This is a genomic window from Parathalassolituus penaei, from assembly GCF_026626885.1.
Taxonomy (GTDB): Bacteria; Pseudomonadota; Gammaproteobacteria; order Pseudomonadales; family Oceanobacteraceae; genus Oceanobacter; species Oceanobacter penaei.
The window spans coordinates 126713-152863 of the sequence record NZ_JAPNOA010000016.1; the positions used below are offsets into that span (position 1 = coordinate 126713).

21 protein-coding genes are annotated in these 26151 nt (G+C 56.7%); 8 read left to right on the forward strand and 13 right to left on the reverse strand.

Annotation, left to right across the window (positions count from 1 at the left end):
- Nucleotides 1-60 precede the first annotated feature (60 nt).
- From OUO13_RS03795 to OUO13_RS03810, 4 genes are all read left to right on the forward strand, one after another.
- Nucleotides 61-1314: a DUF1513 domain-containing protein gene (locus OUO13_RS03795; protein WP_283172518.1), complete on the forward strand. Its 1254-nt coding sequence runs from the start codon at nucleotides 61-63 to the stop codon at nucleotides 1312-1314.
- Between the two features lie 15 nt (nucleotides 1315-1329).
- Nucleotides 1330-2406, forward strand: coding sequence for an imelysin family protein (locus OUO13_RS03800; RefSeq protein ID WP_283172519.1), 1077 nt, complete (start codon nucleotides 1330-1332; stop codon nucleotides 2404-2406).
- A 33-nt stretch (nucleotides 2407-2439) separates the two neighbouring features.
- A complete protein-coding gene (locus OUO13_RS03805) occupies nucleotides 2440-3603 on the forward strand; it encodes a porin family protein (protein WP_283172520.1) in 1164 nt (387 codons plus the stop codon).
- A 117-nt stretch (nucleotides 3604-3720) separates the two neighbouring features.
- Nucleotides 3721-4545, forward strand: coding sequence for an HAD hydrolase-like protein (locus OUO13_RS03810; protein ID WP_283172521.1), 825 nt, complete (start codon nucleotides 3721-3723; stop codon nucleotides 4543-4545).
- Here the strand turns inward: OUO13_RS03810 and OUO13_RS03815 are convergent.
- The 4 genes from OUO13_RS03815 to gpmI all read right to left on the reverse strand — a co-directional run bounded on the left by OUO13_RS03815 (nucleotide 4463) and on the right by gpmI (nucleotide 9887).
- Nucleotides 4463-5683, reverse strand: coding sequence for a divergent polysaccharide deacetylase family protein (locus OUO13_RS03815; RefSeq protein ID WP_283172522.1), 1221 nt, complete (start codon nucleotides 5681-5683; stop codon nucleotides 4463-4465). The two genes, OUO13_RS03810 and OUO13_RS03815, sit on opposite strands and share 83 nt — an antisense overlap.
- Nucleotides 5684-5695: 12 nt before the next feature.
- Nucleotides 5696-7075 carry a S41 family peptidase gene (locus tag OUO13_RS03820; RefSeq protein ID WP_283172523.1) on the reverse strand — a complete coding sequence of 460 codons (1380 nt, stop codon included), beginning with the start codon at nucleotides 7073-7075 and terminating at the stop codon, nucleotides 5696-5698.
- A 102-nt stretch (nucleotides 7076-7177) separates the two neighbouring features.
- Nucleotides 7178-8350: a murein hydrolase activator EnvC family protein gene (locus OUO13_RS03825; RefSeq protein WP_283172524.1), complete on the reverse strand. Its 1173-nt coding sequence runs from the start codon at nucleotides 8348-8350 to the stop codon at nucleotides 7178-7180.
- 4 nt (nucleotides 8351-8354) lie between these two features.
- Entirely contained in the window at nucleotides 8355-9887 is a 1533-nt protein-coding gene (gene gpmI, locus OUO13_RS03830) for a 2,3-bisphosphoglycerate-independent phosphoglycerate mutase (RefSeq protein WP_283172525.1), read from the reverse strand.
- A gap of 241 nt (nucleotides 9888-10128) precedes the next feature.
- On the opposite strand from gpmI, the gene OUO13_RS03835 reads away from it, so the two are divergent.
- Nucleotides 10129-10542 carry a rhodanese-like domain-containing protein gene (locus tag OUO13_RS03835; protein ID WP_283172526.1) on the forward strand — a complete coding sequence of 138 codons (414 nt, stop codon included), beginning with the start codon at nucleotides 10129-10131 and terminating at the stop codon, nucleotides 10540-10542.
- A 9-nt stretch (nucleotides 10543-10551) separates the two neighbouring features.
- On the forward strand, nucleotides 10552-11022 hold the full coding sequence (gene secB / locus OUO13_RS03840) for a protein-export chaperone SecB (RefSeq protein ID WP_283172527.1): 471 nt from the start codon (nucleotides 10552-10554) through the stop codon (nucleotides 11020-11022).
- Nucleotides 11023-11142: 120 nt separating this feature from the next.
- On the opposite strand, the gene OUO13_RS03845 is transcribed toward secB, so the two are convergent.
- The 9 genes from OUO13_RS03845 to OUO13_RS03885 form a co-directional block, all read right to left on the reverse strand.
- Nucleotides 11143-11799 (reverse strand): hypothetical protein, encoded by a 657-nt coding sequence (locus OUO13_RS03845; RefSeq protein WP_283172528.1) that lies wholly within the window; start codon nucleotides 11797-11799, stop codon nucleotides 11143-11145.
- Nucleotides 11800-11893: 94 nt separating this feature from the next.
- Nucleotides 11894-12817, reverse strand: coding sequence for a sugar ABC transporter substrate-binding protein (locus tag OUO13_RS03850; protein WP_283172529.1), 924 nt, complete (start codon nucleotides 12815-12817; stop codon nucleotides 11894-11896).
- A 121-nt stretch (nucleotides 12818-12938) separates the two neighbouring features.
- Complete coding sequence (locus OUO13_RS03855) at nucleotides 12939-14441, reverse strand: CoA-acylating methylmalonate-semialdehyde dehydrogenase (protein ID WP_283172530.1); 1503 nt, start codon at nucleotides 14439-14441, stop codon at nucleotides 12939-12941.
- Between the two features lie 63 nt (nucleotides 14442-14504).
- Nucleotides 14505-15404, reverse strand: coding sequence for a myo-inosose-2 dehydratase (gene iolE / locus OUO13_RS03860; protein ID WP_283172531.1), 900 nt, complete (start codon nucleotides 15402-15404; stop codon nucleotides 14505-14507).
- 46 nt (nucleotides 15405-15450) lie between these two features.
- Nucleotides 15451-17304, reverse strand: coding sequence for a 3D-(3,5/4)-trihydroxycyclohexane-1,2-dione acylhydrolase (decyclizing) (gene iolD, locus OUO13_RS03865; protein ID WP_283172532.1), 1854 nt, complete (start codon nucleotides 17302-17304; stop codon nucleotides 15451-15453).
- A 58-nt stretch (nucleotides 17305-17362) separates the two neighbouring features.
- On the reverse strand, nucleotides 17363-19279 hold the full coding sequence (locus OUO13_RS03870; RefSeq protein ID WP_283172533.1) for a bifunctional 5-dehydro-2-deoxygluconokinase/5-dehydro-2-deoxyphosphogluconate aldolase: 1917 nt from the start codon (nucleotides 19277-19279) through the stop codon (nucleotides 17363-17365).
- A 460-nt stretch (nucleotides 19280-19739) separates the two neighbouring features.
- On the reverse strand, nucleotides 19740-20750 hold the full coding sequence (gene iolG, locus OUO13_RS03875) for a bifunctional inositol 2-dehydrogenase/D-chiro-inositol 1-dehydrogenase (RefSeq protein WP_283172534.1): 1011 nt from the start codon (nucleotides 20748-20750) through the stop codon (nucleotides 19740-19742).
- A gap of 177 nt (nucleotides 20751-20927) precedes the next feature.
- Nucleotides 20928-21824, reverse strand: a complete 897-nt coding sequence (locus OUO13_RS03880) for a sugar phosphate isomerase/epimerase family protein (RefSeq protein WP_283172535.1) — start codon at nucleotides 21822-21824, stop codon at nucleotides 20928-20930.
- A gap of 176 nt (nucleotides 21825-22000) precedes the next feature.
- A complete protein-coding gene (locus OUO13_RS03885) occupies nucleotides 22001-22831 on the reverse strand; it encodes a TIM barrel protein (protein WP_283172536.1) in 831 nt (276 codons plus the stop codon).
- Nucleotides 22832-23440: 609 nt separating this feature from the next.
- Here OUO13_RS03885 and OUO13_RS03890 point away from each other — a divergent pair.
- Nucleotides 23441-24373, forward strand: coding sequence for a sugar ABC transporter substrate-binding protein (locus OUO13_RS03890; protein WP_283172537.1), 933 nt, complete (start codon nucleotides 23441-23443; stop codon nucleotides 24371-24373).
- A gap of 123 nt (nucleotides 24374-24496) precedes the next feature.
- Nucleotides 24497-26050: a sugar ABC transporter ATP-binding protein gene (locus OUO13_RS03895; protein ID WP_283172538.1), complete on the forward strand. Its 1554-nt coding sequence runs from the start codon at nucleotides 24497-24499 to the stop codon at nucleotides 26048-26050.
- The last annotated feature ends 101 nt before the right edge of the window (nucleotides 26051-26151 follow it).

A 26151-nucleotide genomic window follows, 5' to 3' on the forward strand; every position in this document is an offset into this window, starting at 1 on the left:
TTGATCACCCGTTAGAACAACCGACAGACGTTGCGGCGGGTCATGTGAGAGAGACGGACGATGAAATTACCTGAGCAAGCGGGCGTTGTGCCCAGCTCGCAGCGGCGTCGCCTGCTGCAGATGATTCCGGGTGGTCTGGTTGCGGCGGCAGTAGTGGGTGCCAATCCCGCTCGCGCCCTGACCTCTGCCACCAATTCCCATAACACCACAACCGCGCTGCCAGCCGGCTGGCACGAGGCCTGGGTGAGTGCCGAAGGTTCGGACGCCGAGCATTTTGGTCTGGGCTGGATCAGCCCGGATTTGCAACAGGCCAACTCGGTACTGGCCGGTTTTCGTGGTCACGGCATGGCCCAGAACCCGCAACAACCGGCACAGGTAGTGATGTTCTCCCGTGCGCCTGGCCGTGAGCTGGTGGTGGTGGATATCCACAAACAGTCCGTGCTGAAGCGTATCGACTGTCAGCCGGGTTATCACCTGGCGGGTCATGGCTGTTTCAGTGCCGACGGTCGCCTGTTGTATTCGGTGGAATCCAACTACGAAAAAGGCAGTGGCCAGGTGGTGGTGCGCGATACCAGCAGCTGGGCGATTGTCGCCGACTACAGCAGTGGTGGTATTGGCCCGCACGAAGTGCGTCTGATGCCCGACCAGCAGACCCTGGTGATTGCCAACGGTGGTCTGCTGACCCATCCGGATCGCAAGGAAGAAGTGCTGAATCTCGACAGCATGGACTCCAGTCTGGTCTACATGAACGGAGCGACCGGCGAAATCCTCAGCCAGTGGCGTCTGCCGGAAAGCAAGGCCAGCATCCGGCATCTGGATGTTGCCCCGGATGGCACCGTGGCGATTGCTACCCAGGTTCAACGGGCGGCCATGCACAACAACGATCTGGTGGCGCTGGGGGCCATTCACAAACCGGGTCAGCCTCTGCAGTTGCTGGCTGAGCCCAGTATGGTGCTGGCGCAGTTCGATGATTACATGGGCAGTGTGGTGATCAATGCCCGTGAGCGGGTCGCCGGATTCTCCAGTCCTCGTGGCAATCTGGTGGCGTTCTGGAATATCGACAGCCTCGAACTGGCCGGTTATTACCGCTTCCACGATGTCTGTGGCCTGGCCTGCAGTCGCGATCAGAAGCACTTTGTGCTGAGCAATTCCGCCGGTGAAGTGCGTCTGCTGGATGCTGCCAGTCTCAAGGAAAACCGCACTCTGCGCATGAGCTGGAATGACCGTCACTGGGACAACCATATGAACAGCCTGCTGGTGCCTGATCTGCATCTGTCTTTCCGCGCTGCTGCCAATCCTGTTACGAGCGCCTGATTTCCGGAACCCGATATGAACAAACTTCTGTTGTCCTCTTTGTGTGTGGCTGCGGTCGGCTGGTTGGCCGGTTGTGATGGCACTCGTCCCAATGATGTCGCCAGCCTGACCCAGGAATCTCTGGATCTGGCGATCGAACAGGTGGTCGATAACACCATTATTCCCGCCACCAATGATTTTCTGAGTGCCAGCCAGGATTTGTCTGGCAGTCTGGAAGAATTCTGTGCCGCACCGGATCGTGCCGGTCTGGAAACCCTGCAGGAACGCTGGAAAACCCTGGCCACCAACTGGTACGGCGTGCTGCCGTTCAACTTTGGCCCGGTCAATGATGACGTGGTGTTCCCGGCGTATCTGTACATCGATTCCTACCGTCTGCGTGGCACCAACTACACCGAAACCGTGCGTACCGAAATTGACAACCTGCTGGCAAGCAGTGATGAGCTGAACACCACCTATTTCGAAGGCAAAACCTTCCAGTACGTGGGTCTGCTGGCGTTGGAAGTGGCGCTGTTTGAAACCGCCGCCAGCCAGAACAGTAACCTTGATGCAGTGGTGGCAGAGTTTGTCAGCACGCCACGCAAATGTGAGCTGGCCAGCGGCCTGGCCGGGTTGATGGAAGAAAAAGCTCAGTACATCGTTGATGGCTGGAATACCTCTTACCTCGAAGGTGAAAGCTCATACCGCACCCTGTTTCTGGCCGGTGATCTGGATGGTTCAACCCCGCTGGTGGTGCTGATTACCTCGGTGCAGGAATACCTCGATTACCTCGACGCCCGCGATACCGTGAATAACGTTGCTCAACTGTCTGCCAATAACTGGGCCCAGATGAGCAAGGGTATTGATGTAATCGAAGAGCTGCTGGAAGGCACCGATGCCTCCACCGTCAGCCTGCTGGGGCTGATGGATAACTCCGGCAATGGCACCAACGCCGATACCGTACGCGCCAATATTGCTGCTGCTCGCGAAGCGATTGCCGACCAGGATTCGGTGAGCTTCAACAGCATGGCCGCGGCTCTGGATGGCAACTGCAAACGTGAAATTCCGGATTCCCTCGACGTCAGTCTGGGCATCAACTTCACCGACGGCGACTGAACCCCTTAATCACCTGATGCACAGGATTTTTGCATGAACAAGATGACCCCATTTGTACTGGCGCCACTGGCGGCCGCCATGATGCTGGCTTCCGGTGTCAGCCGCGCCGATGACCAGGACGAAACCATTCGCCGTCTCGAACAGCGCATTCAGGAACTCGACCAGCGTCTGGAAAGCATGGCTTCCAGCATGGAAGAACAACAATCCAGCACCGAAGCCAGCCGCGTGAAGATTGGTGGTTACGGTGAGATGCACTACAACCATCTGAATGAAAACGGCACCGATACCCGTACGCTGGATATGCACCGCGTGGTGCTGTTTTTCGGTTACGAGTTCAGCGAACGTGCCCGTTTTGTCACCGAGTGGGAAGTGGAGCACGTGCTGGTCAGTGCTTCCAGCAGTGGTGCCGTTGAAATCGAACAGGCCTACGTGGAACTGGATGTGACCAACAACGCCCAGCTGCGCACCGGTATCCTGCTGATGCCGGTGGGCAGTGTGAACGAAACCCACGAGCCACCAACATTCTACGGGGTGGAACGTCCGGTAATCGAAACCACCATTATCCCGACCACCTGGTACTCCGCCGGTGTCAGCTTTAACCAGCACTTCGACAATGGTGTGAGCTACGACCTGATGGTATCGGAAGGCCTGAAAACCGACGATCCAACCACCAGTTCCGATGCAGACCCGTTTGATCTGAAAGCGGGCAAACAGAAAGGCTCGTTAGCCGATGCCTACGATCTGGCATTGACCGGCCGTGTGACCTGGCGTGGTGTTTCCGGTCTGGAACTGTCCGGTTATGCCCAGTACCAGCCAGACCTCGACCAGAGTGCTGAAACCTCTTATGCCGAATCCGCCACCCTGCTGGGCGGTCACGTGATTTACCAGATGGGTGATGTCACGGCAAAAGCCCTGTACGCCCGTTGGGATGTTGCCGGTGATGATGCCAAGGCTGCTGGCAAGGATGTTCAGGCCGGTGGTTATGTGGAGCTGGACTGGAAAGCGGCTGAGCAGTGGGGCGCGTTTGTGCGTCACAGCGCCTGGTCCCAGCAGTCCGGTGTGGATGCGACCCAGTCTGATGTTGGTGTGAATTACTACTACTTGCCGGAAGTGGTATTCAAGGCGGATTATCAGCTGCAGAACGAAGACGCCGGTGATGCCGACGGCTTCAACCTCGGTATGGGTTACCACTTCTGATCCGTCTGGTGTAACCAGCGGTTCCATCCTGCCCCGAGGTGTGTCGGCGGGGCAGGATACCGCCAGCCCGTTCGCGGCTGGTGTCTTTTCCTCGTTGTGATGGTCAGCGAGGTTCTTATGAAAAAAGCCGTGTTGCTCGATATTGATGGTGTCTTGTGGTGGCAAGGGGCGTTATTGCCCGAAGCGGCCGAAACCCTGTTATGGCTGCAAAACTCTGGCATTCCGTATCGTCTGCTGACCAATCGTGCCAGTGCAACGGCGGCGGAGATGGCGGCGGAGTTGTTGGCGGCCGGACTGGCACAGGCGGGTGTTGGGTTAACCGCCGACATGGTTATCAATCCGGCATCGATGGCGCGGCAACAGATAGCCGATAGCGGGCTTACGAACTGGCAAGTGCTGGTGCCGGAAACTCTGGTGCCAGAATTTACTCACTGGCAGATCGAGGACTGGCAACAGGCCAAAGGACTGCTGCTGGCCGATATTGGCAATGGCTGGGATTACCAGACGCTCAACCAGTGTTTGCAGTTTTTGCTGGAAAACCCGCAGGCACCCTGGCTGGTGCTGGGGTTGACCCGTTATTACATCAATTCGGAACAGCAGGCGCGGCTGGACATCGGTGCGTTTGTAAAAGCTCTGGAATACGCCAGTGGTCGGCAGGCCGAGGTGATGGGCAAACCGGCGGCTGGTTTTTTCAGGCAGGCTGCTGTCAGCATGGGCTACAGGCTCGAAGATTGTCTGATGGTGGGGGATGACTGGTTAACCGATGTGTTGGCTGCTGAGGCGGCGGGTGTAAAAGGGGTGTTGCTCCGAACCGGTAAATACCGGCCCGGAGACGAGTTGCAGTGTCCGCAGGCGCGGGTTATGGACGCCCTTGCTGAGCTTCGTGCGCCTGGAATCCTTGTGACAGGATCAGCAACTGGTGGAAGTTGGCTGGCGGAGTAATTTCGTTACCGGCCGGGCAAGCGACTTCCTTGCGTGGATCGCGGATGATTTCAGCCCCCACCGGCAGAGCCTGCATCGGGTAGTCCGAATAATGTTTCTGCTGCGGATGCTGGCTGACACTGGTGGCCGCAAACGCCTTGGTCGACATCGGCAAATTGGTTACCGGAATGCCATAATCTTTTACCGGACGCGGGACCTGGCTCTGTCCGTTGGCCGGACGCGAGTTATCCTGTGCACGGTTCGACAAGTCACTGGCCAGCGGTGGCATCGGCTTGCCATTGATGATGAGCGGCTGAGCCGTAGCGCCTGGTGCTCGTCCTGATTTTTGATAGGCGGGCAGATCGGATGCCAATGGTGGCATGGGTTTACCCGGATTACCGGCTGCAGTAGCGACCATTTGTGCATGTGGTTTGGGAGGTTGGTCCGGCAGTACATGACTCAAACCTGCCAGCCAGAATCCGCGCTGGTTCAGGGCGGGTAATACCGACTCCAGATAATCCAGGGTTTCCGGATACGGATGCCCGATCAGTACGGCCTGGCCATGCTGGGCTGCCAGTTTCAGGGCCTCTTCAAAACGCGCATGCAGAGCCGCATGACTGCGGTCGTTGTCGAGGAACACATCCCGTGCTGTGGACGGCAATCCGGCCTTGCGTGCTTCAGCCAGCGCCACACTGTTGGAGGTGGTACGGCTATCCACAAAAAACAGCCCTTCCTGACTCAGTACTCCCATCACCCAGTTCATGGCATTGGCATTCTGGGTCAGCAAGCTGCCCATATGATTGTTCACGCCCTGCACGTAGGGAATGGCACGGATGTCGTCGAGCAGGGTGGATTCAATCTGCTGGCGATTCATGGTTTCGGTAAGTGCACCGGGGCCCAGCTTGTATTCGTTGGTGTTGGCCATCGGTGCATGCAGCATGATGGTGTGACCACGGCGGTAAGCCTCACGGGCCAGAGGTGCTGCCCATGGGGTGTGTGGCAAAAACGCGAGGTTAACCTGGCCAGGCAAACGTACGGCGCGTTCACCCAGGGCATGGTTGTTGCCGATATCATCAAGAATCAGAATCAGCTTGCCAGCCTGCGCCTGAGAGGTCAGGAGCAGGCTGCAAAGGGTCATCAGGGATAACAGACGCGACACGTCAAACCCCGATCATTTGCCCTGCGACAGCAGCGTCATGCCGCGCAGCAGGGTGTGGGCTTCATAAAGCTGGAAGTCTTTCGACAGCAGCTCTTCGGCAGATGGCATGTCATTGGCTGTTTTGCCTTTACTGGCTTTGGCATCTTGCGCCTTGCCTTCCGGCACCTTGCTCTTGTCCGCCGCCGGTTTGGCTTCAGAACCCTGGTCGTTCGGGTTGCTGAGGTGGCCTTGCAGGTCGGCTTCCTTGATCAGGCGCGGTTTGGCACGGGTGGTCACGTCACTCTGTTCAACCCAGATATCCGGGGTGATACCCAGCGCCTGAATCGAACGGCCACTCGGGGTGAAGTAACGGGCGGTGGTGAGTTTGACGCCCTTGTTGTTGGCCAGCGGCAATACGCTCTGTACGGAGCCTTTACCGAAGGACTGGGTACCGAGGATCAGGGCGCGTTTCTGGTCTTGCAGCGCACCGGCGACAATTTCAGACGCGGAAGCCGAGCCACCGTTGATCAGCACAATAATCGGCAGTTTTGGCACCAGGGTATCGGCAGTGGCGTTAAACACCTGATCTGAACTTGGAATACGGCCGTGGGTGGACACAATCACACCGCTGGACAGGAATATGTCGCCAATTTCAACAGCCGCATCCAGCACCCCACCCGGGTTGTTACGGAGGTCGAGAATCAGGCCTTTGACGGCATTCTGGTCGAGCCACTTTTTCAGGGCTTTTTTCAGCTCAGTGCCGCTGTTCTGCTGGAACTGGGTAATACGCAGGTAACCCACACCATCACTCATCAGCTCGGCACGGACAGAGGCGGATTTGATTTCGGCACGGGTCAGTTTGAAGGTCAGCAGGTTCTGTTCACCTTCACGACGGATTTCGAGGGTGATCGGAGTGCCCGGTTCACCACGCATACGGGCGATGGCGTCGTTGAGAGAACCGCCCATCACCGGTGTGCCATCAATGGTGACAATCAGGTCGCCGGTGCGAATACCGGCTTTCTGCGCCGGGGTGTCGTCGATCGGAGTAACGACCAGTACCAGACCGTCCTGTTGACCCACTTCCAGACCCAGACCGCCAAACTTGCCTGAGGTGGTTTCCTGAAGGTCGGAGAAGTCTTCCGGCTGCATGTACACGGAGTGTGGGTCGAGCGCGGTTAACATGCCGTTGATGGCATAACCAAACAGGGTTTCGTCGTCGATTTCCTCGACATAGGAGCTGCGGATTCGCTCGAACACTTCGGCGAAGTTGCGCAGTTCATCCAGAGGCAATTGAGCCTGTGATTCTGCAGGGGCAGCAGCGGCTTTGGTCGGTGCCGACTCCGCGTAAACACCGTTACTCAGGACCAGTGACAGGAGCAGGGTGGCGAACCGCCGTGAGGCTAGGGTTTGCATGAATATTCTCAACAGAAAGAGTGCACAAAGCATGGCACAAATCGGGCGTGCTGTTAACGTGCCACTGACGAGGAATGCCACTAACAGCGCGGCTGTTGTCGGTTATTTTCGGCGCAGCCAGCTGGCCGGATTTTGGGGTTGTCCGCCCTTGCGGATTTCAAAGTACAGGCCAGCCTGAGATTGACCACCACTCATGCCAACAGTTCCGATCACATCGCCCTGATTGACCCATGAACCAACGCCGTATTGCAGCGTTTGGGTATGGGCGTAGAGGGTCAGGAAACCATCGCCGTGATCGAGAATCATCAGCAGACCATAACCGCGTAACCAGTCGGCGTAGACCACCCGGCCATGATGCACAGCCTTGATCTTGCTGCCTTCCGGGGCTGACACCAGCCAGCCGTGCCAGTTGCCAGGGCCTTCACTCTGCGGCGTACCAAAACTGGCCAGCAGTTTGCCTTCCACCGGTTTGGGCAATTGGCCCTTGAGGCTGGCAAATGGACGGGCATCGTTCTTGCGGGGGCTTTTTTCGACCAGGGTTTGTACTTCCTGCAACAGGGATTCCAGACGCTTGCGGTCGGCTTCCTTGCTGCGTAGCCGTTGCTGTTCGTTTTGCATCTGTTGTTGCAGAGAGGCCAGCTGGCGCTGTTGTTCCTGTTTGCTGGTGGCAAGACTGTCGGTCTGTTGCAGCAGGTCGGCTTCGCTCTGGTGCAGTCGAGCTTCTTCGGCGGCAATGTCCTCGCGGATATGCTCAAGGCGCTGTAATTCGCTGATGGCGGTATCAATCTGCTGGATGCGGGCGTTATTGAAATAACCAAACCAGGTCAGCATCCGTCGCGCTTGTTCGGGATCGTCCTGGTTCAGCAATAACTTGACGGGGCTGTTGGAGCCCAGGCGGTAAGCCGCCTGAACCTGTGCCTGCAAGCGGGCACGATGAGCAGCCTGCAGCTCATTGAGCTGCGCCTGCTCCTGGTACAACTTTTTTACCTGGGCCTGCTCCTCCTGGAGCAGGCGGCGTGTTTCTTCAATCTTGCGGCTCAGCTCGTCAATGTCCTTATCGGTTTTTTGCATGGATGAACTGAGTTTGCTGTGTTCATCACTGGCCTGATTCAGCCATTGCTGCAGCTTGGCGATCTCAACCTTGAGTTCTTCCAGGCGGGCTTCATCAGCACTGTTATCCGCCGCGCTGGCCGGTTGTCCGGCCAACAGGGCAACAGCCAGCAGCGCCAGTGCGCTGCTGTTTAATCGAGTTTTCCACGGACGTGGCTGAGACATGGGATTAACCGAAGTTGACCAGGGATTCACCGGTCATTTCGGCCGGCTGTGGAATACCCATCATGGACAGCAGGGTCGGAGCGATGTCACACAGACGGCCTGGCTTGATCTGGCCCTGTTCACGCTGGTTTACGTAAATCAGGTGCACAGGCCCAGTGGTGTGCTGGGTCATGGCGCGGCCTTCTTCATCGACCATCATTTCGGCGTTGCCGTGGTCGGCGGTGATCAGACACTCACCACCCACTTCCAGCACGGCTTCGGTTACCCGACGCAGGGCTTCATCGATGGCTTCAGCAGCTTTGACGGCTGCTTCGTATACACCAGTGTGGCCGACCATGTCGCCGTTGGCAAAGTTGCAGACGATCAGGTCATAACCGCCGTTCTTGATGGCGTCTACCAGTTTGTCGGTCACTTCCGGCGCGCTCATTTCCGGCTGCAGGTCGTAGGTGGCAACATCAGGGCTGTTGACCAGAATACGGGTTTCACCCGGGTATTCTTCTTCGCGGCCGCCGGAGAAGAAGAAAGTGACGTGGGCGTATTTTTCGGTTTCGGCGATACGCAGCTGTTTCATGCCCAGCGAGGACACGTATTCACCCAGGCTGTTGCTCATGGTTTCTGGCGGGAACGCGCAGTTGGCCTGAATGTCGGCGGCGTATTCGGTCAGCATCACGAAGTCGGACAGGGCTGGCACTACCGCACGTTCGAAGCCGCTGAAGGCCGTGTCAACAAAGGCACGGGTCAGTTCACGGGCACGGTCCGGACGGAAGTTGAAGAAAATGATGCTGTCGTTGTCTGCCACCGGCGCGGCTTCGCCAATCCGGGTGGCTTTGACGAATTCGTCGTTTTCACCACGCTCATAAGCGGCATTGAGTGCATCCATACCGTTAGCGGCGGTGAAATCGGCCTTGGCTTCGGTCATCAGTTCGTAGGCGGCTTTGACACGGTCCCAGCGATTGTCGCGGTCCATGGCGAAGTAACGGCCAACAATACCGGTCAGACGGGCGTTACCCAGCTCGGCACACTTGGCTTCAACCTTGCGAATGGAATCATCGGCAGAGCGTGGTGGCATGTCGCGACCATCGAGAATACCGGTAACGTAAACACGCTCCAGACCACGTTCCTTGGCCATCTCCAGCAGCGCCAGCAGCTGGTCTTCGTGAGAGTGAACACCACCTGGCGACAGCAGACCGGTGAAGTGCAGGGCACCACCGGCGGCTTTGGCCTTGTCCATGGCAGCACACAAAACGGCGTTCTGCTGCAGTTCACCATCGTCGATGGCTTTGTTGATACGGGTGAAGTTCTGGTAAACGATGCGACCGGCGCCAAGATTCATGTGGCCAACTTCGGAGTTACCCATCTGGCCTTCTGGCAGACCCACCGCCATACCGGAAGTCTGGATCAGGGTGTTTGGAAAACAGTCCAGCAGATGATCCCAGGTCGGGGTATTGGCATTGGCAATGGCGTTGTTGGTGGTTTCCTCACGGTAACCCCAGCCATCCAGAATGATCAGGGCAACGGGTGTTGGACGAGTATTCATAGCAATAGCACCGGTTCAAAAAGACGAATCTGGCGATTGTACAAAATCCGGGCGTTTTGGCCCAGCCCGCGGCAGTCCTGTGGTGGCACGGCGATCCCTGATTGTTGTTGGTATCTGGTCAGATGTGGCAGGAGGGGATGGCGCTGGTCGTTACAGCTTGCCGCTGTGCGCCAGCAAGCAGGACACTCGTCCATCAAACCGTTATACTGCGCCCTCGTTTTTACCGGCGATGACAAGAATCATGAATCACGTAATTGAATTTATTGGTAACCACTGGTGGCTGGTGGGTATCTGGGGTGCGTTCCTGGCAGCCCTGTTGTGGGACAACTCCCGTCGTTCCGGCGGCAGCGTATCTGCGGCAATGGCCACAACCCTGATCAACAAGCAGGATGCCGTGGTAGTAGATATTCGTGACAAGAAAGATTTCAGCACCGGTCACCTGGCCAATGCCCTGAACATTCCGTTCAGCAACTTTGCCCAGCGTATGAACGAGCTGGATCAGTACAAGAGTCGTCCAATCATTCTGGTGTGCAAGACCGGTACTACCGTGTCTGTTGCCGCCCGGATGCTGAACGAGAAGGGCTTCAACACCCTGCGCCTGAGTGGCGGCATGATGGAGTGGAACGCTCAGAACCTCCCGGTGGTACGTAAATAAGGAATAATCATGGCAGAGAACCAACAGCCGCAGTTTGCACTGCAGCGCGTATATGTGAAGGACGCATCCTTCGAATCTCCGAACACCCCGCTGGTTTTCACCCGTGAGTGGAAACCGGAAGTGAAACTGGATCTGAACACCGGTGCTCGTCGTGTGGATGACCGTCACTACGAAGTGTTTGTGAAGATCACTGTAACTGCCAGCCTGTCTGATGACGAAACTGCATTCCTGGTTGAAGTGATGCAGTGTGGTCTGTTCCTGGCCGACAACATTCCTGAGCCTCAGCTGAAAGCCATGCTGGGTGCCCTGTGCCCGAATATCCTGTTCCCGTACGTGCGTGAGAGCGTGGATAATCTGGTGGTTAAAGGTGGCTTCCCGGCACTGATGCTGGCACCGATCAACTTCGATGCCCTGTACCAGCAGCGTCTGGCGCACGAAGCTGAACAGGCTGCCCAGGGCGCTGGTGATACCGCGCACTGATCAGGCCTGCGGGCGATGATTGGTCATCGCTGTGCTTCTGAACAAACCCCGATGGCGGCAACGTCATCGGGGTTTTGTTTTTTGGGACTCCCGTTCGGGGGCCGACAACTCAGCCATCGCTCAACAAGCGCGATCATGGAACAACGGAATCGCTGCCAGTGCGGAGACTTCCTGCAAATACTGCTGCCACACCTCCGGCATCTGTAATCCGGCGAGCAGGGTGAAGTTGCGCAAGCGCGGGAAAATCACCAGATCATCTTCACTCAAGCGCTGCCCAAATGCCGACGGCAGGTCCGGCGCTGGCAGTTGCGCCAGCACGGTTTGCAGGCGCTGGAGGTGCAGGTTGCTGTTGGCCAGTGCCTGGGCAAAGGTCTGGTTGATCAGGGCTTCTTTCTGCTGGCGGAAATGTTCGCGCGCTGACTCGGTTGCGAGGCTGGCAAAACCGGCTTGCAGGTAACGCGGGAACAGCAGGCAGTTGCTGTTGTAATCAACGCTGGCCAGCTGTTTCAGCAGTTGCTGACGACGGGCTGGCAGACCGGCGCGCAACGGCTGTTGGGGGCTGCCCAGGTTCGACAGCAGTTGCACCACATCAAGACCACCGGTGAGGTCGGCTTGTGGATGTTCCAGAACCGGTAACGGCTGGGCGTCCAGTTGCTGGTAGCGGGTATCGAGGTCGTCGTTTAACGGGTGGACTTTCTGCAGTGGCAGCTGGTGGTAGTGGGCCAGCATTTCAGCCGCAATACAGCTGGGGCAGTGTTCATCGAGATAGAGTTTCATGGGGTTTCTCCGTGCCTTGGTGGTTTTGCTTGCAGGCAGCGGAGTGGTGGCGCCAGCGGCCACCAGGACCGCTGTAGTGCGCCTGTGGGATCTGTCAGTGGATGTAGTTTTTAATGTTGGATGGCGTTACCAGTTCAAACGGAACCCAGATGTTGCGCTCCGTTGGCTGTTTTTTGCTCATGGCGATGGCGGCTTTTACCGATTCCATCCCTTGTGCGGTGGCGTTCTGGAACACCGTAATATCGAGATCGCCGTCCTGCATGGACTTGAGGCCATCCGGGGTGGCGTCGATACCGGCAACCACCACCTTTTTCATATCCACACCACCGGCTTTCATGGCCTGGATGGCACCAATTGCCATTTCGTCGTTGTTGGCAATCACGGCATCGAAGCGCAGGCCTTCTGTCAGCCAGTTGGTCATACGATCGTAGGCTTCGGTGCGTGACCAGTTGGCAACCTGTTTGTCGACGATCTTCATACCGTTGCAGTCGGCGCTGCTGATCACCTGTTCGATGTCTTTGGTGCGCGTGTGGGCGGCGTGGTTTTCGAGAGGGCCGATCAGCACCAGTACATCGCCTTTGCCACCTAACAGGCGGCAGACTTCTTGGGTTTGCAGGGTGCCGGAATCCAGTTCATTGGAGCCGACAAAGCTGGCCAGCTCCGGCAGTTTGTCGACGTCGGCCGGTGGGTGGTTGGCGTAAATCAGCGGAATACCGGCTTCACGCGCCTGCTGGGTAATGGATACGGTGGAATCACCGTCAACCGCATTGACGATAATGGCGTCAACGCCGGTGGCAATAAAACTCTGGACCTGATCCAGCTGGCGGCCGACGTCGAGTTTGGCGTCTTCCAGTTGCAATTCAACACCGGATGCAGCGGCTTGTTCTTTCATGCCGTTGAGCAGAATGGTCAGGAACGGGTTGTCGAATGAGGTCATGGTGACGCCGATGCTGGTGGCCGAAGCGGTGCCGGCAGCCAGAGTCAGCACAGAGGCGAGCAGGGTTCTTTTTATTGTCATGGGATGCTCCTCGTTTCTGGGGATACACAGGGTAGTGCGTGTTCGAGCGTATGTTCGAGCATGTGTTAGAAGGTACAGGGCAAAACGCCGGCGGATGCCGGCGTTTTGAGTACTGCGCAGATTACTTCATGGTCGGCATGGAGAATTCGGCACCTGCACGCAGACCGGTTGGCCAGCGGGCGGTGATGGTTTTCATGCGGGTGTAGAAACGCACACCGTCCGGGCCGTGCATGTGCAGCGGGCCAAACAGGGAACGCTTCCAGCCACCAAAGCTGTGGAACGCCATCGGCACAGGGATTGGCACGTTTACGCCGACCATACCCACCTGGATTTCTTCGCAGAACTGGCGAGCGGTATCACCGTCACGGGTGAAAATCGCAGTGCCGTTACCGTATTCGTGGGCGTTGATCAGGGCCACGGCTTCGGCGTAGCTGTTCACACGTACCACGCACAGTACTGGGCCGAAGATCTCCTCGTTGTAGACACGCATACCCGGTTTGACGTGGTCGAACAGGGTTGGGCCAACGAAGTAACCGTTTTCGTGGCCAGCGTAGACAAATTCACGGCCGTCACGAATCAGAGCTGCGCCCTGTTCGATACCGGAGGTGATGTAAGCCTTCACCTTGGCGGCATGTTCCTTGGAAATCACCGGGCCCATGTGAGCTTCTTCAGCCAGACCCATGCCAGGGCCTACACGCATCTGGTCGATTTCTTCGCTCATGCGGGAGATCAGTTTGTCGGCCACTTCGTCGCCTACACACACGGCCACGGAAATCGCCATACAACGTTCACCGGCAGAACCGTAAGCAGCACCCATCAGGGAACCTACCACCTGTTCAGGATCAGCATCCGGCATCACCACCATGTGGTTCTTGGCGCCGCCCAGAGCCTGTACACGTTTGCCGTGCGCAGAAGCAGTGGAGTAGATGTATTCGGCAATCGGGGTTGAACCCACAAAGCTCACGGCTTGTACGCGTTCGTCGGTCAGCAGCACGTCGACCGATTCCTTGTCGCCGTTCACCACGTTGAACACGCCATCCGGCAGACCGGCTTCTTTCAGCAGTTCAGCCAGACGCAGCGGGGTAGACGGGTCTTTTTCGGATGGTTTCATCACGAAGGTGTTACCGCAGGCGATGGCGACCGGGAACATCCACATTGGCACCATGGCCGGGAAGTTGAACGGTGCAATACCGGCACACACGCCCAGTGGTTGCATCAGCGACATACTGTCGACGCCACGGCCAACGTTGAGGCTGTGTTCACCTTTCTGCAGGTGCGGGATACCACAGGCAAATTCCACCACTTCCAGACCACGGGTCAGTTCACCCTTGGCATCCGAGAACACCTTGCCGTGTTCACTGGTGATCAGCTCGGCCAGTTCGTCGGCGTGTTGTTCCAGCAGCGCCTTGAACTTGAACATCACACGGGCGCGGTTCAGCGGGGTTACCTTGCTCCAGGTTTTGAAGGCTTCCTGGGCGGAGGCAATGGCAGCACGGGTTTCGTCAGCAGACGACAGGCCAACCTGTTTGGTCTGTTCGCCGGTTGCCGGGTTGTAAACGGCACTAAAACGGCCGCTGTCGCTGGCCACCGACTGGCCGCTGATGAAGTTACCAAGAGTTTGCATGGTTTGTTCCTCGTCGGGCGCGGCTTCTTGGCCGCGCGCTGTAAATGGGGTTGGCTCCAGGGATCAGGCTTGCAGTTCGAGGCCGGATTCGGCACAGAAACGCTTGAGGTTGTTGGCGCCCAGGGTGGCGTAGGTCAGAGGGTGTGCCACCGCCGGATCCTGTTCGGCTTCGACGACCAGCCAGCCGCTGTAGTTGGAGGCCTTGAGGCCTTTGAACAGGGTCAGGTAATCGATGAAACCGTCGCCCGGCACGGTAAACACACCGGACAACATGGCGTTCAGGAAGCTCATGTCGCGGTTTTTGGCATCGGCCAGCACGTTCGGACGCAGGTCCTTGCAGTGCACGTGAACGATACGATCGGCATAACGCTGCTGAACGGCAATCGGGTTGCCACCGGCGAAGGTCATGTGGCCGGTATCCAGCAGCAGACCCATGGATGGGCCAGTGCCCTGCATCATACGATCCACTTCGGCTTCGGTTTCGATCACGGTGCCCATGTGGTGGTGGTAGGCCAGCTGCACGCCCTGTTCCATACACCAGTCAGCCACGGCATTGAGTTTGCCGAGGAATTCTTCCCACTGCTGTTCAGTCATGCGTGGACGGTGTGACAGCGGGGTGTTGATCTGGCCATGGATACAGCCGGTGATTTCGCAATACACCATCACCTTGCTGCCCAGCGCTTTCAGCAGTTCCAGGTGGTCACGGATGGCTTCGATTTCCTGCTCGACGCTGTTGGTCAGCAGGTTGCCGCTGCACCAGCCGGATACCAGATTGAGGCCGTGGGCATCCAGAATCGGGCCCAGAACGTCGGCCTTGCGTGGAAATTTGTGGCCCAGCTCGAAACCGGAAAAACCGGCTTGTTTGCCTTCACTCAGGCAGGTTTCCAGTGGCGTTTCAGCCCCCAGGGTTGGCAGGTCATCGTTGGTCCAGGTCAGCGGGTTAATGCCAATGCGTACGCTCATTATTATTCTCCAGTGCTTGGGTCGGCGCGTATCTTGTCGGGCGCAATTACAGGTTATTGAATTGGCGAGCTTTGAAGCTTTCGTAACGACGACGGGCTTCGTTTACTTCGGCGCGTGGGGACACTTCCGGCACCGCCACATCCCACCAGCTACCACCTTCGCTGGTCGTGTTCAGGGCATCGGTGTCGAGGGTGATCAGGTAACTGACCGGTGAGTCCTTGGCACGTACCAGCGCCTGTTCCAGTTCACGAATGTTGTTCACTTTTTCGGAACGGGCACCCAGTGCGGCGGCGTGGGCGGCAAAATCGGTTTTGGGTGCACCACCTTCAACGGTCAGGCAGTCTTCCAGCAGGTTGTTGAAGCCCGGGCCACCGCAGAATTGCTGCAGACGGTGGATACAGCCGTAACCACGGTTATCGAGCACCACCATGATGATCTTGTAACCGAGCATCACGGAGGTCGCGATTTCGGAGTTCAGCATCAGGTAAGAGCCGTCACCCACCATGACGTACACTTCGGAATCCGGCTTTGCCATCTTGGCACCCAGGCCACCGGCGAGTTCGTAACCCATACAGGAGTAACCGTATTCCATGTGGTAACCACGGTCGTAACGGGTGCGCCACAGCTTTTGCAGTTCGCCTGGCAGACCACCGGCGGCACAGACAACGATGTCTTTGTCCGGGTTGGCGGCGCGGTTAACCGCACCCACCACTTCGGCGTCGGTTGGCAGATCGGTGCCACGGTCGGTGGTGGCGATATCCACATTGCGCTGCCACTGGGTGCGCAGGTTGTCGGCACGTTCGATCCAGTGACCGTTTGGCAGCCAGCCGCCGAGGGCGTTGGCGAGCAGTGGCAGGGTCAGTTTGGCGTCGCCGACCAGTGCTTGGGCCTTGTGTTTGATGGCATCAAATGAGGCCACGTTCAGGCACAGCAATTTGGCGTCCGGATTGACCATGGCACGGGAGCCGGTCGAGAAGTCGCCCAGACGGGTGCCGACGGCAATGATCAGGTCGGCATCGGCACACAGATCGTTGGTCGATGCAGCACCGGTAACACCGATGGTGCCCATGTTCTGCGGGTGATCCCACGCCAGCGCACCTTTACCGGCCTGGGTTTCACCCACGGGCAGATGGTAGGTCGATACAAAACGTTCAAATTCTTTCAGCGCGCCTGAGTAGTGCAGACCACCACCGGCGATTACCACTGGCTTGCGAGCCTGTTTGATTAGTGCCACGGCATCGGCCAGCTCACGGGCATCCGGGCCCTGACGACGCAGACGGTGAATCTTTTCGGCAAAGAAGCTTTCAGGGAAATCAAACGCCATGGTCTGAACGTCCTGAGGCATGGCCAGACACACCGGACCACATTCGATCGGGTCGGTCAGCACACGCATGGCTTGTGGCAGCGATGCCAGCAGCTGTTCCGGGCGGGTGATGCGGTCAAAGAAACGGCTCACCGGCTTGAAGCAGTCGTTAGAGGTCAGGGTGTAGTCGTGGAAGTTTTCCACCTGTTGCAGCACCGGATCAGGCATACGGGTAGCGAAGGTGTCACCAGGCAGGAACAGCACCGGGATACGGTTGACGTGGGCAACCGCCGCTGCGGTCACCATGTTCACCGAGCCTGGGCCTGCAGAGGCGGTGCAGACCATCATTTGCTGGCGGTTCATGGTTTTGGCGTAGGCGATGGCGGCATGGGCCATGCCCTGTTCGTTGTGAGCGCGGTAAGTCGGCAGCTCATCACGAACCTGGTACAGGGCCTCCCCAAGCCCTGCCACGTTACCGTGGCCAAAAATGGCCCAGCAACCGGCGAACATCGGTTTGATTTCGCCGTTGATTTCAGTTTTCTGAGCAGTCAGGTAACGGATAACCGCCTGAGCCATGGTGAGTTTTATTGTTTTCATGTCAGTTCTCGTGACGGTGCTCTGGGCCAGCCCGAAGGCTGGCCGTGATGTGGTTTGGTTATTCGCCGTTACGGGCTTTCCAGGTTTTGACCAGTTCCAGATAGTTGGCCACGATGGCGCTGATCAGTTGTTCGTCGTTGTATTCTCCAGCCAGCCACTTGCGGCTTGGGGCGCTGAAAATGGTGCGACCAATGGCAAAGCCTTTGCAGATGTCGAAACCAGCGCTGTCCATAAAGCCTTTTTTCAGCTCGTCGGCCGGAGCATCCAGACCCAGCATCACCACGCCACGGCAGTGTGGTGCGCGTTCGGCGATCAGGTCGGAAATCGCCTGCCAGTTGGCCGGGCTTTGTGGTGGCAGTTTCCACCAATCCGGTTTGACGCCGAGGTTGTAGAAACGCTTGATTGAGCTGGTGTACACGGCATCGGTAATGGTGCTGTCACGCGGTGGAATCAGCTCCAGCAGCAGTTCGTGGCCGGATTCACAGCAGGCGTTCCAGAGTTCCAGTACCTGACGTTCCTGGGCGGCGCGCATCTCGACAGCATCGTCCGGGTGGTAGAACACCAGACATTTGACGATATGCTCACGTGGCCAGCTTTTCAGGCGTGAGCCAATGCTGCGGCCACCTTCCAGTTCAATCGGACGGCTGCTCGGGAATTCCACCGGACGACCAATCCACCAGTTACGACCGGTGACGTCGTTGAGGGCATCCTGACCGTAGGTATCGTCGATCAGTACACCGACCTGGCTCTGGCCAATATGGCGTGAGCCTTCTTCGGTGGCCTGTACCAGCAGACGCTTCAGTTGTTTGATGCGTACCGGGTCGGCACCGGTTTCACGGGCCATGTCGAACAGCTGCTTGCGGTGGTCGAAGGCGAGGATGCAGAGATCCTTCCATTCGATGGCGTTGCGCTGGGTTGTCACGCGGTGCAGGTAGTTCAGGTGAACATCACGGTCCGGGCGTGGAATCTCATGGGCATGTTCGATGTAGTAGTCCAGCTCTTCGCCGCTTGGGATGGCGGGAGCGCAGCCATGACGGGATACCACCAGGGCACCACAGGCGTTGGCGTAGGCGCAGCAACGTTCGTGGGATTCGCCACGAATCCAGCCGCGCAGGAAGCCGGACATAAAGGCATCACCGGCACCGAGGACGTTCAGTACGTCGACCCGTACACCACGGAATACCTGGAAGTCGTCCATGCTGGCCGGAATCTCGCCATCCAGAACGGTGCAGCCCAGCGCGCCCAGTTTCAGCACGATGGTGGCTTTGGATACGGAGCGGATCTTGTTCAGCGCTTCGATGGTGTTGGTGCTGCCACCGGCAATGTGCACTTCTTCTTCGGTGCCCACGATCAGGTCGAAGTGAGGCAGCAGGCGTTGCAGGTGCTGGCTGATACCATCGTTGGAAATAAAGCGGGTTTCACCGTCACCGAGGCTGGTTAATCCCCACAGCACCGGGCGGTAGTCGATATCCAGAACCACCTTGGTGCCAGCGGCCTTGGCGTATTCAATGGCGGTCAGGCTGGCGTTGAGGGTCTGTTCGGTGGAGAAGTGGGTGCCGGTAATTACCAGCGCCTTGGCGGAACCGATGAATTCAGGGCTGAAGTCGGCGGCGTCAATGGCCATGTCGGCACAGTCACGGCGGTAGAAAATCAGCGGGAAAGTGTCCTGATCCTTGATGCCCAGCAGCACCAGGCCGGTCAGGCGGTCTGTATCGGTAATCACATGGCTGGTGTCGACACCGGCGCGCGCCAGTTCTTCGCGCACAAAACGGCCCATGTGTTCATCACCAACGCGGGTCAGCATGGCGCTTTTCAGACCCAGACGGGCAGTACCAAAGGCCATGTTGCCGGACGAACCGCCCAGGTATTTGTTGAAGCCGGACATGTCTTCCAGACGGCTGCCAATCTGTTCACCGTACAGGTCAACTGCAGCTCTTCCAAGGCAAATCAGGTCCAGCGCTTTTTCAGCACTCATTTTATTGTTCTCCTGTCGTGACCCCTGATCGGAACCTGCAGACACTCTATTCCAGTTGATTGGAGTGGTGCCAAGGTTCCTGTTGGTAAGTGCCGGTGACCTGGCCATTGGCGGCCTTTGTTGTTCACCAGCCATCTGTTTCAATGTCTTATTTCTATTTTGAAATCTTATGGAACAGATGTTTTATCTGCTCCAGAATAGAATGAAAATTCTAAAAAAACAACAGATCGAACGTTAATTTCTATTTCATTTTTCGCGTTTTGAAACATTTGTTCCAGACTATCCGGATGTGGTCCGGAGACGTCAGAACAGTTATCCGGGCGTGGCCAGACAACAGATACAAAAAAGCCCTGCGTGCAGCCCAGGCAGCGCAGGGCAAGAGCTTACGAACAGCATTCCGGATGTGGGGTTACCGCGCCGGGCTGGCCTGCCCGGCGGCGGGTTTTACAGCAATGACGGATCAGGCGTAGAAAGCCGGACGTGGTGGCATTTCGATCGCTTCGATCTGACCCGTCTGCTGGGCTTTCACGCAGGCGTCGGCCGCCACGGCAGCAGCCAGACCATCCCAGGAGGAGGCGCCACGCATCTGGCCAGCGTTACAGCCGTCGAGGAAGTCTTGCAGTTCAACGTCGTAGGCGGCGATGAAACGATCTTTCCAGTCCATCAGGATTTCGTTGGACAGCTTGGCGCCTTTACGCATCAGCAGGCTCTGTGGTTCTGGCAGGTTGGCGATACCTTCTTCACCCACTACCGAACACTGGATGTCGTAGCCGTACTGGCAGTTCACGAATACTTCAACGTCGATGCGGGTACCCTTGACGGTTTCCAGCAGGACGATTTGCGGGTCAGCCAGCTGGCTGTGGGTGTAACGGGTCTTGCGCGGGAAAATCACCTGCGCTGACTTGTAGTCATCGTTCAGCAACCAGCGGAACACATCCAGCTCGTGGATCAGGGTGTCGTGGATGGCCATTTCGGTGATGTAACGCTCTGGCACGGTCGGGTTGCGGTGGGCGGCGTGGATCATCAGGGGTTCACCGATGTCGCCCGCATCAATACAGGCTTTCAGCTGACGGTAACCGCTGTCGTATGGACGCATGAAACCGACCTGAACCAGACGCTTGCCTGCGGCCTGTTCAGCTTCAACGATGTTGAAACAGCCCTGGGCAGTGGTCGCCAGTGGCTTTTCACAGAATACATATTTACCGGCCTTGATGGCGGCAACCACGAACTCTTCGTGGGTTGGGCCCCAGGAGGTTACCAGTACCGCGTCTACGTCGGCGGCGGCGATCAGGTCGTGGCCGTTGTCATAGACCTTGGCATCCAGTTGCAGACGGTCCACAACGGCTTCGGCCTGTTCACGGTTAACGTCGGTTACCGCAACCACCTTGCCACCGGTGAGGGTCTGGTTGATACGACGGGCATGGTCTGCACCAATTGCACCGGTTCCGATTACGCCAATACGAATAGTCATCTTGTTGGTCCTTGAGCAGTTAGCTGCTGGCAGTGTCTTGTTTCTTTTATTTGTCTTGTTTCTTGTATTTGTTATGCGGGTGCGAACCCAGGTCGTTCTGATCGTTGTTTCAAAACCCGAACCGGGCAGGGCCGCAGAACAGCCGAAACCACGGCTCTGTCCGGACGGGGTAACTCGTTATTTCCAGTACTTGTCGACGTACTTCTGGATGTTGTCACGCATGAAGCGAGAGGACTCTTCGGCGCGTTCTTCCCACGCAAATACGCAGCTGGACAACACGCCGTCGAAGCCGACTTCGTGGAGGGTCTTGAAGAACACATCCCAGTCGATTTCGCCTTCACCCATGTTGAGGTGCTGGTGCACGCGGGCTTTGGAGCCTGGTGGGTTCACGATGTAACGCAGTTGTGAGGACGCCTTGTGGTTAAAGGTGTCGGCAACACGGGCGTGAACCAGCACGTCTTTGGTGGCGCGGATGCTGGTGGCCAGATCGTCGCCATAATAGAAAGCGTGCGGCGCAATAAAGGACGCCTTGATGGAGCTGGAGTTGATGGTTTTGATGATCTCAACTGCCGGGTTGATTTCTTCAACCCAGTCTTCCGGGTGCGGTTCAACACTCAACACCAGGCCTTCGCGTTCGAGGATTGGCACCAGTACATCCATGGAGCGCCAGAAAGCGTTCTCACAGGCTTCGGCGGTGTGGGTGCCGGTGCGGTCGGCGGCGGAACGCTCAGGCGAGCCGCCGCGGCCAAACTCGGAGATCAGCAGCGGGTTATCGAGTTCGACGGCGATCTGGATGGTACGTTTCCAGTTGTCCATCGCCATTTCCCACTCATCCTTATACGGACTGGACCAGCGGTACATTGGCTGCAGGGTTGATACGGATACTCCGTGTTCACGCATGGCGCGTTTGAAGGTACTCAGACGCTCCGGGTAAACGCGTGGACGGGTCCACCACTGCAGGAAGTCAGCGCGTGGTGACAGTTCAATATGCTCGTAGCCCAGTTCCCGTGTCTTGCGGCAGATTTCTGGCAACGACAGGTGGCGATGCATATAAGGATCGAGTGCGATTTTCATGTTGGCCTCTTTTTTATTATTTGCCCTGGCCGGTGACGGCTCCGGGCTTTTTCCGGAACCTGTATATCAGGTCAATGCCAGATTAGAATATACGTTCTGTTTTTGCAATCGTCTGGAACGGAATTTCTGGCCCTTGTCAGTCAGGCGGTAAAGCAGCTCACAAAGGCCAGTCAGAATCAGCCTTTGGCCAATGATTCGTTCACAAAACGGATGCTGTCGTTAACAGCGGCAACGTGGTCTGGCAGGTCCCAGACGGCGGCGCAGAATGGCTCGAATGACACCGGGCCGGTATAACCGGCGGCCAGCAGGGTGCGCAGCTGTTCAACGTTACCCAGACGGTCGGCCGGACCAACCAGCAGACGGTGGCTGTCGAGCATGTCGTCGAAGCTGATTTCAGGATCTTCCAGGCCAGAAATGTGGATCAGGCCAGTACGGTCCGGGAAGTATTCGTCTTCACCGGCACCCCGGTGGTGGAAGGTGTCGTGAACCAGCTTGAAGCGGTCGGCACCACCAATGGCATCAATGGCTTCAATCGCCTCACGCTTGGAGCGCAGGGATGAAATCGGGAAACCCAGTGGCTCCACAAAACCCATCAGATCAAATTCTTCGAGGATTGCTTTTAATCCACGCAGGGCGGTGTGCAGGGCTTCGGTACGTTCAGCAGATGGTTCTGTCATGGTGCCGTCGTTTAATGGACACACCACCAGACCCAGGGCTCCGGCGGCCTGCGCCAGTTCGGCCATGGCGCGGGCCTGTTGTTCGCGTTCTTCATTCCATACGTTAAACGGGTACAACGCGTTAACGCTCAGCACGGTGATACCCAGCTCTTTGGCGCGAGCACCGGCGGCGCGAGCGGTTTCGAGATCGGTCAGGCTGTTGCTGCCAACGTCATTACGGAACTCGACGGTTTCCGATTTCAGCTGGTGAGCAACTTCCAGGAATTCAGCAATGGTGAGCTTTGGGCAAACCATGTGGTTGAGGCCAAAACGTGGGGTCAGACTGGACATAGTGGTTACCTTGAGTTGGGAACCGAGCGCAGCGAATCGGTGAGAATCGTCTCTCGTTCGGTTTTTGTTGTTATGGCTTAACGAGTGGTCCAGATACTAGGAACAGCGATTTGAGAGCGTCAAACGAAAGATGTCAGGATGATGTTATGTGCTTTCAAAAACTATCATTTGAGATTTTTGTTCTGTTATTTGAGGTTTTTACATCATGAATACAAGAATGGGGGAATGGCTCTTCAATCAGACATTGTTAATCAATTAACTAATTGATTTTAAAGGAACTATACATTTTCCGACAGAATCGGTTAGGGTGTTGCCTTGCTAAAAAACGACCAGTTTTTGAGCGGTTTTACGGCGAAGATATGAAAGAAATCACTCATCTCTGGCAGTAGGGCCGTGCTGACTTTTTCACCAGAATGGAACAAAAAAACGGTTGACAAAGATCGCTGCAACGATCAAATTGGAATGCATGTTCCATTTTGCTCAAAACGTGGAACGTATGTGCTGATCAGTGCCAGGGGCAATCCCTGAACGCCACTGGCGGCATAAGCCGGGAACTAAGAAAACAATAAAAATTGGGCACCGGTGCCCTCCATCGAGGATAACAACAAGATGAAAAAGTTCGTTTTTTCAGCACTGACTGCTGCCATTCTTGCGAACCCTGTAGCCGCAGGGGAACTGAAGATTGGTGTGGCCATGGCACTCTTTGACGACAACTTCCTGACTTCGCTTCGCAACGGTATTGAAGCCGCTGCCAAGGAGCAAAAGATCAGCGTCCAGATCGAGGACGGCAAGAACGAAGTTGGCACCCAGCTTAACCAGATCCAGAACTTCATCGCCTCCGGCGTAGACGCCATCATCGTTAACCCTGTCGACACTGACGCCACCGTATCCATGAGTGCAGACGCTGAAGCTGCCGGTATCCCTCTGATCTACGTAAACCGCCAGCCGGTGAACGTTGACATGCTGCCGGACAACCAGGCGTTTGTGGCTTCCAACGAAGTGGAATCCGGCACCATGCAGACGGAAGAAGTCTGCCGTCTGATGAAAGGCAAGGGCAACATCGTTGTGATGATGGGTGAACTGTCGAACCAGGCCGCCATCCAGCGTACCAAGGACATTCACGACGTTATTGAAAAGAACAAGGACTGCTCCGGTATGAAAATCGTGGCAGAACAGACAGCAGAATGGTCACGTATCAAGGGTAACGACCTGATGACCAACTGGCTGTCTGCTGGTCTTGAGTTTGATGCCGTGATCTCCAACAACGACGAAATGGCGATTGGTGCGATTCAGGCTCTGAAAGCCAGTGGTCGCAATATGGATTCTGTGATCGTAGCGGGTATTGATGCGACCCCGGATGCGCTGGCTGCTATCAAGGCCGGTGATCTGGACGTGTCTGTGTATCAGAGTGCTGTAGGTCAGGGCCGTGGTGCCGTCGAAGCAGCAGTAAAACTGGCTCGTGGCCAGAACGTGGACCAGAAAGTATGGGTTCCGTTTGAACTGGTTACTCCAGCCAACCTGGACAAGTTTCTGAAGAAATAATCCTTGGGGAGTGTCCCCGGGATTATTCACACGGCTGCCAACTGGCTCCCTGTCTGGTTGGCAGCGGTTGTGATCTGGGGGGCGCGCTTCTCTCTTGCTGAACCTGAGTGGAGGTATTGCGTTATGAATAGCGCATCAGCGGAATTGATGTCTGTGACTGACGCAATTCCCGTCAAAAAAGCGTTCAACTCCGAATATGTCCTCGAAGTACGTGATGTACGCAAGGAGTTCCCCGGAGTAGTGGCGCTCGATAATGTGTCTTTGCGTATTCGTCCCGGAACAGTTCATGCCCTGATGGGAGAGAACGGCGCTGGCAAATCGACTCTGATGAAAATCATCGCCGGTATTTATCAGCCGGATCGTGGTGAAGTACGTCTGCGTGGTGAAAAAGTCTGGTTGCCAACCCCGTTGGCGGCACAGGAAGCCGGTATCGCCATGATTCACCAGGAGCTGCTGCTGATGAATCCGATGACGGTTGCCGAAAACATCTGGATTCGTCGTGAACCGAAAAACCGCTTTGGTCTGGTTGACCATGTGGCGATGAACCGTATGACCCAGGAGCTGTTTGATCGTCTCAATATCGATCTGGACCCTGAATCTGAAATCAGCGAGCTGTCGGTTGCCAACCGCCAGATGGTGGAAATCGCCAAGGCAGTGTCGTTTAACTCCGACGTGCTGATCATGGACGAGCCAACCTCGGCCATTACCGAAAAAGAAGTGGAACACCTGTTCCAGATTATTCGTGACCTGCGTGCGCGTGGTATCGGCATCGTTTACATCACCCACAAGATGAACGAGCTGTTTGAAATCGCCGATGAGTTTTCGGTGTTCCGTGACGGCCAGTACATCGCAACCTGTGCGTCTTCCGACGTCACCCGCGATGACATCATTCGTATGATGGTGGGCCGCGACATTACCCAGATGTTCCCGAAAGAAGAAGTGGAGCTGGGCGACGTGGTGCTGTCGGTGAAGAACCTCACCCGTGACGGTGTGTTCCGCGATGTGTCCTTTGATGTGCGCGCCGGTGAGATCCTCGGCTTTGCCGGTCTGGTCGGCTCAGGTCGTTCCGATGTAGCAGAAGCCCTGTTCGGGGTAAAACCGGCCGATAGCGGCACCATCAATGTGTTTGGCCAGGATGTCAAAATCACCAACCCGCATCAGGCGATCAAGCTGGGAATGGCGTTTCTGACCGAAGACCGCAAGGAAACCGGTTGTTTCCTGCCGCTGGATATTCAGGAAAACATCCAGGCAGCGGTGCTGCACGATCAGTACGTTGACGGTGCCGGTTTTGTGGCTGAAAACGTTCTGGAAGATCGCAGCATCGAGATCTGTCAGCGTCTGCGGGTCAAAACCCCGAATATGCACGAGCGTATCGAGAACCTGTCTGGTGGCAACCAGCAGAAGGTTCTGATCGGTCGCTGGCTGCTGACCAACCCGAAAATCCTGATTCTCGACGAGCCAACCCGCGGTATCGATGTGGGGGCCAAAGCCGAGATTCATTCACTGATTACCCAGCTGGCGCACGAAGGCGTAGCGGTAATCATGATTTCTTCCGAAATGCCGGAAGTACTGGGTATGAGCGATCGCGTTCTGGTGATGCACGAAGGGCATGTAACCGGCATTGTTGATCGCAGTGAGGCCGACCAGGTCACGATTATGGATCTGGCTGCACGTTGAACCACCAACCGGTAGCAATTCTCGCTCTGTTGCACCGGCAAGAAATATAAAAACGAGGTTGATATGACAATGAGCACTACTGGTGACCGCGTGGAATTCAC

Excerpts from the sequence above, each read along its gene's own strand:
- OUO13_RS03795 (WP_283172518.1), top strand. The coding sequence starts at position 61 with ATGAAATTACCTGAGCAAGCGGGCGTTGTGCCCAGCTCGCAGCGGCGT.
- OUO13_RS03800 (WP_283172519.1), top strand. The coding sequence starts at position 1,330 with ATGAACAAACTTCTGTTGTCCTCTTTGTGTGTGGCTGCGGTCGGCTGG.
- OUO13_RS03805 (WP_283172520.1), top strand. The coding sequence starts at position 2,440 with ATGAACAAGATGACCCCATTTGTACTGGCGCCACTGGCGGCCGCCATG.
- OUO13_RS03810 (WP_283172521.1), top strand. The coding sequence starts at position 3,721 with ATGAAAAAAGCCGTGTTGCTCGATATTGATGGTGTCTTGTGGTGGCAA.
- OUO13_RS03820 (WP_283172523.1), bottom strand. The coding sequence starts at position 7,075 with ATGCAAACCCTAGCCTCACGGCGGTTCGCCACCCTGCTCCTGTCACTG.
- OUO13_RS03825 (WP_283172524.1), bottom strand. The coding sequence starts at position 8,350 with ATGTCTCAGCCACGTCCGTGGAAAACTCGATTAAACAGCAGCGCACTG.
- gpmI (WP_283172525.1), bottom strand. The coding sequence starts at position 9,887 with ATGAATACTCGTCCAACACCCGTTGCCCTGATCATTCTGGATGGCTGG.
- OUO13_RS03835 (WP_283172526.1), top strand. The coding sequence starts at position 10,129 with ATGAATCACGTAATTGAATTTATTGGTAACCACTGGTGGCTGGTGGGT.
- secB (WP_283172527.1), top strand. The coding sequence starts at position 10,552 with ATGGCAGAGAACCAACAGCCGCAGTTTGCACTGCAGCGCGTATATGTG.
- OUO13_RS03845 (WP_283172528.1), bottom strand. The coding sequence starts at position 11,799 with ATGAAACTCTATCTCGATGAACACTGCCCCAGCTGTATTGCGGCTGAA.
- OUO13_RS03850 (WP_283172529.1), bottom strand. The coding sequence starts at position 12,817 with ATGACAATAAAAAGAACCCTGCTCGCCTCTGTGCTGACTCTGGCTGCC.
- OUO13_RS03855 (WP_283172530.1), bottom strand. The coding sequence starts at position 14,441 with ATGCAAACTCTTGGTAACTTCATCAGCGGCCAGTCGGTGGCCAGCGAC.
- iolE (WP_283172531.1), bottom strand. The coding sequence starts at position 15,404 with ATGAGCGTACGCATTGGCATTAACCCGCTGACCTGGACCAACGATGAC.
- iolD (WP_283172532.1), bottom strand. The coding sequence starts at position 17,304 with ATGAAAACAATAAAACTCACCATGGCTCAGGCGGTTATCCGTTACCTG.
- OUO13_RS03870 (WP_283172533.1), bottom strand. The coding sequence starts at position 19,279 with ATGAGTGCTGAAAAAGCGCTGGACCTGATTTGCCTTGGAAGAGCTGCA.
- iolG (WP_283172534.1), bottom strand. The coding sequence starts at position 20,750 with ATGACTATTCGTATTGGCGTAATCGGAACCGGTGCAATTGGTGCAGAC.
- OUO13_RS03880 (WP_283172535.1), bottom strand. The coding sequence starts at position 21,824 with ATGAAAATCGCACTCGATCCTTATATGCATCGCCACCTGTCGTTGCCA.
- OUO13_RS03885 (WP_283172536.1), bottom strand. The coding sequence starts at position 22,831 with ATGTCCAGTCTGACCCCACGTTTTGGCCTCAACCACATGGTTTGCCCA.
- OUO13_RS03890 (WP_283172537.1), top strand. The coding sequence starts at position 23,441 with ATGAAAAAGTTCGTTTTTTCAGCACTGACTGCTGCCATTCTTGCGAAC.
- OUO13_RS03895 (WP_283172538.1), top strand. The coding sequence starts at position 24,497 with ATGAATAGCGCATCAGCGGAATTGATGTCTGTGACTGACGCAATTCCC.